General features: G+C 54.6%; 7 protein-coding genes. 2 read left to right on the top strand and 5 right to left on the bottom strand.

Features of this window, described 5'->3' with window-relative positions; all coding sequences use genetic code 11:
• Positions 1–49: 49 nt before the first annotated feature.
• The 5 genes from HMPREF2726_RS02530 to rng form a co-directional block, all read right to left on the bottom strand.
• Complete coding sequence (locus HMPREF2726_RS02530; protein ID WP_070602081.1) at positions 50–2,146, bottom strand: TonB-dependent receptor plug domain-containing protein; 2,097 nt, start codon at positions 2,144–2,146, stop codon at positions 50–52.
• 59 nt (positions 2,147–2,205) lie between these two features.
• The gene (locus HMPREF2726_RS02525) at positions 2,206–2,448 is read right to left on the bottom strand and encodes a hypothetical protein (protein ID WP_070602080.1); all 243 of its coding nucleotides are present in this window, start codon (positions 2,446–2,448) and stop codon (positions 2,206–2,208) included.
• 55 nt (positions 2,449–2,503) lie between these two features.
• A complete protein-coding gene (locus HMPREF2726_RS02520; RefSeq protein ID WP_070602079.1) occupies positions 2,504–3,838 on the bottom strand; it encodes an ATP-binding protein in 1,335 nt (444 codons plus the stop codon).
• Between the two features lie 77 nt (positions 3,839–3,915).
• Positions 3,916–4,587: a response regulator gene (locus HMPREF2726_RS02515; RefSeq protein WP_009312268.1), complete on the bottom strand. Its 672-nt coding sequence runs from the start codon at positions 4,585–4,587 to the stop codon at positions 3,916–3,918.
• A gap of 256 nt (positions 4,588–4,843) precedes the next feature.
• Positions 4,844–6,337, bottom strand: a complete 1,494-nt coding sequence (gene rng / locus HMPREF2726_RS02510; RefSeq protein ID WP_070602078.1) for a ribonuclease G — start codon at positions 6,335–6,337, stop codon at positions 4,844–4,846.
• A 492-nt stretch (positions 6,338–6,829) separates the two neighbouring features.
• On the opposite strand from rng, the gene grxC reads away from it, so the two are divergent.
• Both grxC and secB read left to right on the top strand, forming a co-directional pair.
• Positions 6,830–7,087 carry a glutaredoxin 3 gene (grxC, locus tag HMPREF2726_RS02505; protein WP_070602077.1) on the top strand — a complete coding sequence of 86 codons (258 nt, stop codon included), beginning with the start codon at positions 6,830–6,832 and terminating at the stop codon, positions 7,085–7,087.
• Between the two features lie 25 nt (positions 7,088–7,112).
• Positions 7,113–7,547: a protein-export chaperone SecB gene (gene secB / locus HMPREF2726_RS02500; RefSeq protein WP_003755109.1), complete on the top strand. Its 435-nt coding sequence runs from the start codon at positions 7,113–7,115 to the stop codon at positions 7,545–7,547.
• Positions 7,548–7,674: the final 127 nt, after the last annotated feature.

Below are 7,674 nucleotides of genomic sequence, written 5' to 3'. Positions count from 1 at the left end.
TCTGAAACCCAAAAATCAGGTTTCAGACGACCTTTTGTCAACGTTTCTATCAGAAGCGGTAATTCACGCCCAAGGCGAACTCGCGACCGCGCTCGTAGAAGGGAGTACGACCGTTGCCGTCGGGGAAGCGTTGGCTGTGCGAACGGTATTGCTTGTTGCCGATGTTGTTGACGGCGAAGTTGACGTTCAGGTTGTCTTTTTTCAGCGGCTGCCAGTTGGCGTAAATGTCGTGTACGCCGTAGCCTGATTTCTTGCCGTGTATCGTGCCTTGTCCGCGGGCGACGTCGGTGTATTTCACGCTTTGGGCGTAGCGGCCGCGCCAGCCGATTTCGAGTTTGGGGTTTTCAAACTGATAAGACAGGCCGGTCAGCCATTGGCGGCCGGTGTTCCAGAAGGTGAACGAGCTTTCGTGGTCTTCCGCTTGAATCGGGCTTTCGCCGTAGTACATTTCGCCGTTCAGACGAGGTTTGACGTAGGACACGCCGGCGCGCGCGGTCAGGCCGCCCCAGCGGTAGGATGCGTCAAGTTCGTAGCCGTAGGTTTTGAGCGTGCCGCCGTTGTAAATCTTGCCGCGTTCGGTGATGGAGGCGGTGTTGTTGTTGATTTTTGCCCAACGATAGACGATGAGGTCTTTGATGCGTTGGTGGAACACGCTGCCGCTGACGTTGAAATTGTCGTTGCGCCATTTGAAGCCCAATTCGGCACGGCGGGCGGTTTCGGCTTTGAGGTTGCTGTCCAAATCGGCGGCGGCGCCTGCGCGTTCGTTAGCCAACAGGGCTTCGTTCAGGCGGGGCGCACGGCTTGCCTGATTGAGGTTTGCCAAGAGCGAGAAGTTGTCGTTGATGTCCCAAATCGCGCCGATGCTGGGGTTGAGCTGTCCGTGCGACGCGCTTTGTTTGCTGGCGGCGTTGTATTTGAAATGGTCGTAACGCAGGCCGGTGGTCAGGGTAACGGGGTTCAGGTTCCAAATACCTTCCGCGTACACGCCGTATTCGGCTTTTTTCTCTTTGTCGCGGTCATACAGGCCGAGAATCTTCAGCCACGCGCCTTTGTCGGACGGCTCGGAGGTTTCGTGGCGGTAGTTGACGCCGTATTTCACCATGTGTCCGTCGCCGAAGGAGCTGGCGAGGTTCAGGTTGGCGCCGGTCGCTTTGATTTTGCTTAACTCAAGCTTGCCGATGGGAACGCCGCCTTGCGCCGTGCCGGAAGCTTGAGCTTTCGGGGAAGGTGCGCCTTTAGGCGGCTTGGTGTCGTCGGTGTTAATTTGGAAGACGTTGGCGTCGATTTTGTCGAGGAAGCCGACGTTGCGGCCGCGGTATTCCAGATTGTAGGTCTGCTCTTTTTGATAAGTGCCGTCCACGCCGATGTAGCTGTCAACGTTTTGGAACTCGGCTTTGTCGGTACGGTTGCCTTTTTGGTATTCCTGACGGTAGGTCAGGCGGATGCCGTGGTCGTCGTTGAAGTCGTAGCCGATTTTGGCGAGGTAGCTGTGCTGTTTCAGACGACTGCCGCGGTTGACATTGCCGTTGCCGTCTTTGTAGTCGCGGTTGTTGAGGAAGTTGCCTGCAAACAGGGCATCGAAGCCGTTTTGATAGCCGTAAACCGCCGCATTGCCGGTTGAGCCTTTATTGCTGCTCAAGCCCGCGCCGAGTTTGAAACCGAAAGGTTTGCCGTCGGTCAGCAGGTCTTTCGCGTCAACCGTCGTTACGCGGATGGTGCCGCCTACCGAGCCCAAACCCGCGCTCGCTGCGCCTGTGCCTTTTTCGACGTTGATGCTTTTCACCAAAGCGGGGTCAAGCTGGAAGCGGCTTTGGTGGTGGAAGATTTTAGTGGATTGGCTGGTGCCGTCCACTTCCAGATTAATCTTGTCTTCGCCGACGCCGCGGATACTGTAAAACTGCGCCACGCCGTTGCCGCCGCCGACATCCATGCCGATTTGGTCTTTCATGACTTGTTTCAAATCGGTCGAAGTTTCGCGGTCAAGCTGATTGCGCGTAACGCGGGTCGGTACGGCAGTACCGGTAACGACGACTTCTTTCAGTTCGGCTGTCGCTTCGGGCTTTATATTTTCAGCATGGGCAAAGCCTGAAGACAGCGCCAGCACCATGATGCTGAAACGGAAGGCGGGGGAATGGGGGGATTTCATATTCTTCCTCTCGATGGTTTTTGATGGGTTACGTTAATTTGAGAGTGCGTATTCTAATATTAATTGATAATGATTTGCAAAATATAATTTATTAAAATAATGTTAATCATATTTTGACGGGTGGTATGGGTTGAAGCTCTATGACCGAACTGGATGGAAATCGGATTTTTGAAGGGGGGCGATATTTTTGATGTTTGGTGCGGTGTGCGTGTTTGATGAGGGCGGCTGGTTTGTGGATGTTGGAAACGCGTTTTAGGAAATGTGATGCGGATGATGTGATGAAGGGCGAGGGTGTTTTTCATGAAAAAAGGTCGTCTGAAACCCAAAAATCAGGTTTCAGACGACCTTCTGTTTTGCTTAGTCTGCCCGGAGAAGCTGTTTGTTGAGTTCCGCCTGTATCAGCAGACCGTGGGCGAAGTTGCGGCTGTCGGCGAGGATGAGTTTGCCGCCGTAGCGTTTGGCGATGGCGTCGGCGATGGAGAGTCCGAGTCCGGTGCCTTGTTGTTCCGTGCCGAGTATGCGGTAGAACGCGTCGGTTACGCGGCTGCGTTCGGCGGCGGGGATGCCGGGGCCGTCGTCTTCCACCCAGATGGTGAGGGTGGTCGGGGTCTCGCTGAAACCTATGTCGATGCGGCCGCCTGCGGGGGTGTAGCGGATGGCGTTATCGGTGAAGGTTTTGATGAGGGTGTAGATTTCGGTGTCGTCGGCACGGATGCGGATGTCGTTTTCGACGGCGACGCCGATGTCTTGCTGTTTGTTAAGGGCAAGGGGCATGAGTTCTTGCAGCACGCGGCGGAACTGGGCTTGCAGGCTGATGTCGGTCAGGTTGCGTTGGGTTTCGGAGCCTTGGGCGCGGGCGTGGGTCAGGAGCTGCTCGAGCAGGTGGCGGTTGCGCTGTATGCTTTGGAGGATGAGTCCGGTCTGTTCGCGGGCTTCGTCCGATTGGGGCAGCTTGGTGAGCCGTTCTGCCTGAAGGGAGAGGGCGGTCAGTGGGCTGCGCAGTTCGTGGGCGGCATCGGCGATGAAGCGTTGCTGGCGGCGGATGTTTTCGCCTGTTCGTTGCAGCAGTTGGTTGATGGCGGTAACGAAGCCTTGTATTTCGCTGGGCACGCCTTCTCCGTCCAGCGGCGAGAGGTCGTCTGAACGGCGTTGGCCGAGGGAGGCAGAAAGGGTTTTAACGGGACGCATGGCGCGGTAGGTGATCCATACGGTCAGCAGGATCATGAGGGGCAGGGCGATGAGCAGCGGGAGGACGCTTTGGTAGGCGGCGGTGGCGGCGAGGTCGTCGCGGTATTCGGTTTCTTGGAGTACGGCGATTTTGCCTTGCGGGGTTTGGCGGATGTAGGCGCGGTATTCGTCGTCGTCATCATCGTCATCGTCGTCATCAACGCTGCCTTTGATGGTGTGGAATCCTTCGCCGAGTGTGTCGGACAGGGGGACGGTGTCTTCTTGTCCGAAGGTTTGGATGAGGATGTGGTTTTCGCTGCCTATTTGTGTGTAGTCGGTGGTTTTGGGGTTGATATAGGCGGCGGTTTGGCGCAACAGGTCGTCCTGAAGCTCTTCGGCTTCATGGTAGGTTTGGTAATAGGAGAATGCGCCTGCGATGATGGACAAAGGCAGGAACATCAGTATCAGGGCGATGCTGATACGGACTTGCAGGGATTGTTTGAGGGTCTGGATGAAGTGATGCATAGTGTGTTTGGTGAGGCTGTTTTAGGTTTTGTTATTGATTATGGCATGGGCGGGCATGGATGCGCGGATTGGGGGTTTCAGACGACCTCTTTGGCGACCAGCCAGCCTACGCCGCGTACGTTTTGGATGTGTTCTTTGCCGAGCTTTTTGCGTAGGGCGTGGATGAGGAAATCGACGGCGTTGCTCTCGACTTCTTCGCCCCAGCCGTAGATTTTGTCTTCAAGGTCGCTGCGGGAGAGGATGATGCCGGGACGCATCATCAGGGCTTGGAGGACGGCAAATTCTTTGTTGCTCAGGAGGACGGGTTTGTCTTGTCCTTTGACTTCGACTTGGTAGGTGGCGGGGTTGAGGGTGAGCGCGCCGTTGGTTAATAGGGTTTGGCTGTGGCCGCTGTGGCGGCGCAGGACGGCGCGCATACGGGCTTGCAGCTCCGCCATGTCGAAGGGTTTGACGATGTAGTCGTCGGCGCCGCCGTCCAGTCCGTTGAGGCGGCTGTGGAGGTCGTCGCGGGCGGTAACGATGAGGACGGGGGTTTGGCTGCCTTCGTGTCGGATTTGGGTGAGGACGTCCAGCCCGTCTTTGCCGGGCAGTCCGAGGTCGAGCAGCAGCAAGTCGTAGTTCTGCGCCTGAAGGGCGGTAGAAACTTGGCTGCCGTTTTTGACCCAATCGACAGCGTAGCCGCTGTCTTTGAGGTTGGCGGCTACGGCTTGGGCAATCATGTTGTCGTCTTCTGCAAGCAATACGCGCATGGTGTTCTCCTTAATTAATGGGAGGATAGCAGGGGAAAATTAGGAAGGGTTTAGCGGGAGGTCGTCTGAAAGGGGTAGCTGGTTTTCAGACGACCTTTTTGTTGTTTTTTCCGTACTTTATCGGGTTCCTTGGGCGTCGGTTATGCTTGGTATGTTGGATATTTTTTTCTAAAGGAATACTGCACTTGAATGGTTTGCCAATCTTGCCAAAAGGTCGTCTGAAAACCCGATTCTGTTTTCAGACGACCTTTTGTCTTTACAGCAACACAATATCGTATTGTTCCTGCGTGTAGGCGGTTTCGACTGCCAGTGAAATCGGTTTGCCGATAAAGTCGATGAGCATCGCCAGCGATTGCGACTCTTCGTCTAGGAAGAGGTCGATGACGTTGGGCGCGGCGAGGATGCGGAAGGACTGCACGTCGTAACGGCGGGCTTCGCGGACGATTTCGCGCTGGATTTCGTAGCAGATGGTCTGCGGCGTTTTCAGACGACCCCTGCCTTGGCAGGACGGACAAGGTTCGCAGAGGATTTGGCTGAGGTTTTCGCGCGAACGTTTGCGTGTCAGCTCGACCAAACCCAGGCTGGTGAAACCGTTGAGGGTAACGCGGGTGCGGTCGAAGGCGAGGGCTTTGGCAAGCTCTTGCAGCACGGCTTCGCGGTGGGCTTCCTGCGCCATGTCGATGAAGTCGATGATGATGATGCCGCCGAGGTTGCGCAGCCTTAATTCGCGGGCGATGGTGTGGCAGGCTTCGAGGTTGGTGCGGAAGATGGTTTCGTCGAAGTTGCGCGCGCCGACGAAGCCGCCAGTGTTTACGTCTATCGTGGTCATGGCTTCGGTGGACTCGATAATCAGGTAGCTGCCGAAGTTGAGGTTGACGCGCGGTTGCAGGGCGCGGCTGATTTCCTGTTCGACGTTGTGGGTTTCAAACAGCGGGCGTTCGCCTTTGAACAACTCTATCCTGCCCAATGCGCCGTGGACGTATTGCTCGGCAAAACGGGTCATGCGGCGGTGGTTTTCGGTTGAATCGACCAGGATTTTTTGCGTGTCGAGGCTGAACATATCGCGCAACACGCGCAGGCTTAGCGGCAAATCCTGATAAAGCAGGGTTTCCGGCGGCTGGATTTTCGCTTGTTCTTGAATGTGTTCCCACACTTTGGTCAGGTAGTGGATGTCGGATTGAAGCTGCTCGTCGGTGGCGTTTTCGGCGTTGGTGCGGATGATGTAGCCGTGACACGCGTCTTCGGGCAATAGATTAGTCAGGCGTTCTCGCAGACTGTTGCGTTCGGCATCGTCTTCGATGCGCTGGGAAATGCCGATGTGGTCTTCCTGCGGAAGGTGGACGAGGAAACGCCCGGCTAACGAAATTTGAGTGGAAAGGCGCGCGCCTTTGGTGTTAATCGGGTCTTTGATGACCTGCACCAAAACAGACTGCCCTTCAAACAGCATATGCTCGATGCGCTGGGTTTCGTCGGGATTGCGGCGTTGTTCGAGGACATCGACGATGTGCAGAAACGCGGCGCGTTCCAAACCGATGTCGATGAACGCACTCTGCATGCCGGGCAACACGCGGCGCACCACGCCCAGATAAATATTGCCGACCAGACTGTGGCCGCTGTTGCGCTCGATGTGCAGCTCGCAAATATTGTTTTCTTCCAACACCGCCACGCGCGTTTCCTGCGGCGTAATGTTGACGAGCACGGTTTCGGGCGGACGGATAGCGTCCTTCGGGATAGGAATTCCTGAAAGCATGGTTTTAGTTCCTGATTTTTAATAAGAAATATAGTAGATTAAATTTGAACCAGTCCGGTTTTGCTTTGCCCAAACTTGAAAAATGATTGGCTGATTGTGTTGCTGTTCTGACTCAAATTTAATCTACCATCCGCCTGCCGTCGGTTTTGTGGAAAATATAGTGGCTTAACTTTAAACCGACGGCGTTACCTCGCCTTAGTTCAAAGAGAACGATTCCTCTAAGGTGCTGAAGCACCAAAGTGAATCGGTTCTGTACTGTCTGTACTGTGCGGCTTCGTCGGCCTTGTCCTGATTTAAATTTAATCCACTATAAATGGCAAAAGCGGTTCGGATTGCCGTTTATCATACTTTAAAAACGGCGTTTTGGCACATGGGCGGCAGGCAGCCCTTACGCCCCGAAAACAAAGATTCAGGCAAAATAGCCGATTTCAAGTATTGTAAAATAAACCATATGCCCATATAGTGAACCCCGTTAGAACTCTGAAAACAATCATGCAAACCGTTACGATGTACACAGGCGCGTTCTGCCCCTACTGCACCATGGCTAAAAAGCTGCTGCATTCGCTGGGCATCGCCGAAATCAACGAAATCCGCGTTGACCGCAGCCCCGAAGCCTTTGCCGAAATGCAGCAGCTTTCAGGGCAGCGCAGCATACCCCAAATTTTCATCGGCGATACCCACGTCGGCGGTTTCACCGATTTGTACGGCCTGCACCGCGAAGGCAGGCTGGATTCTTTATTAAACCCGTAACTTTAAACCCAACTAGGAAAACAAAATGAGCGAAGAATTGCAACCCGTATTCAGCATCGAGCGTCTGTTCGTCAAAGACCTGTCTTTGGAAGTGCCCAACGCCCCCCAAATCTTCTTAGAACAAGGCGAGCCTGAAGTCGATATGCGCGTTTCCACCAACAGCGAGAAGCTGGAAGACGGCTACTACAATGTTGACGTAACCGTTACCGTAACCGCCAAACTCAACGCTGAACGCACCATGTTCCTCAACGAAGTAACCCAAAGCGGCATCTTCCGTCTGGAAAACATCCCTGAAGAAGACGTTCAACTGCTCTTAGGCGTAGCATGCCCGAACATCCTCTTCCCTTACGCTCGCGAAGCCATTTCCACCAGCGTAACCCGCGCCGGCTTCCCGCCCGTACTGCTCGCTCCGATCAACTTCGAAGCCATGTACCAGCAACAACAAGAAGGCAACGCATAATCCGCATTCCCTGTTTGTCAAAAGGTCGTCTGAAAAATGTTTCAGACGACCTTTTTGTATGGCGGATTTCAATAACATGATGCTTTGTTTGCCCGTTATAGTGGATTAACTTTAAACCAGTACGGCG

It is taken from the genome of Neisseria sp. HMSC074B07 (genome assembly GCF_001810355.1).
Classification (GTDB): Bacteria; Pseudomonadota; Gammaproteobacteria; order Burkholderiales; family Neisseriaceae; genus Neisseria.
The sequence above is the reverse complement of the archived record's forward strand: the minus strand, read 5'-3'. Positions and strand labels throughout refer to the sequence as shown.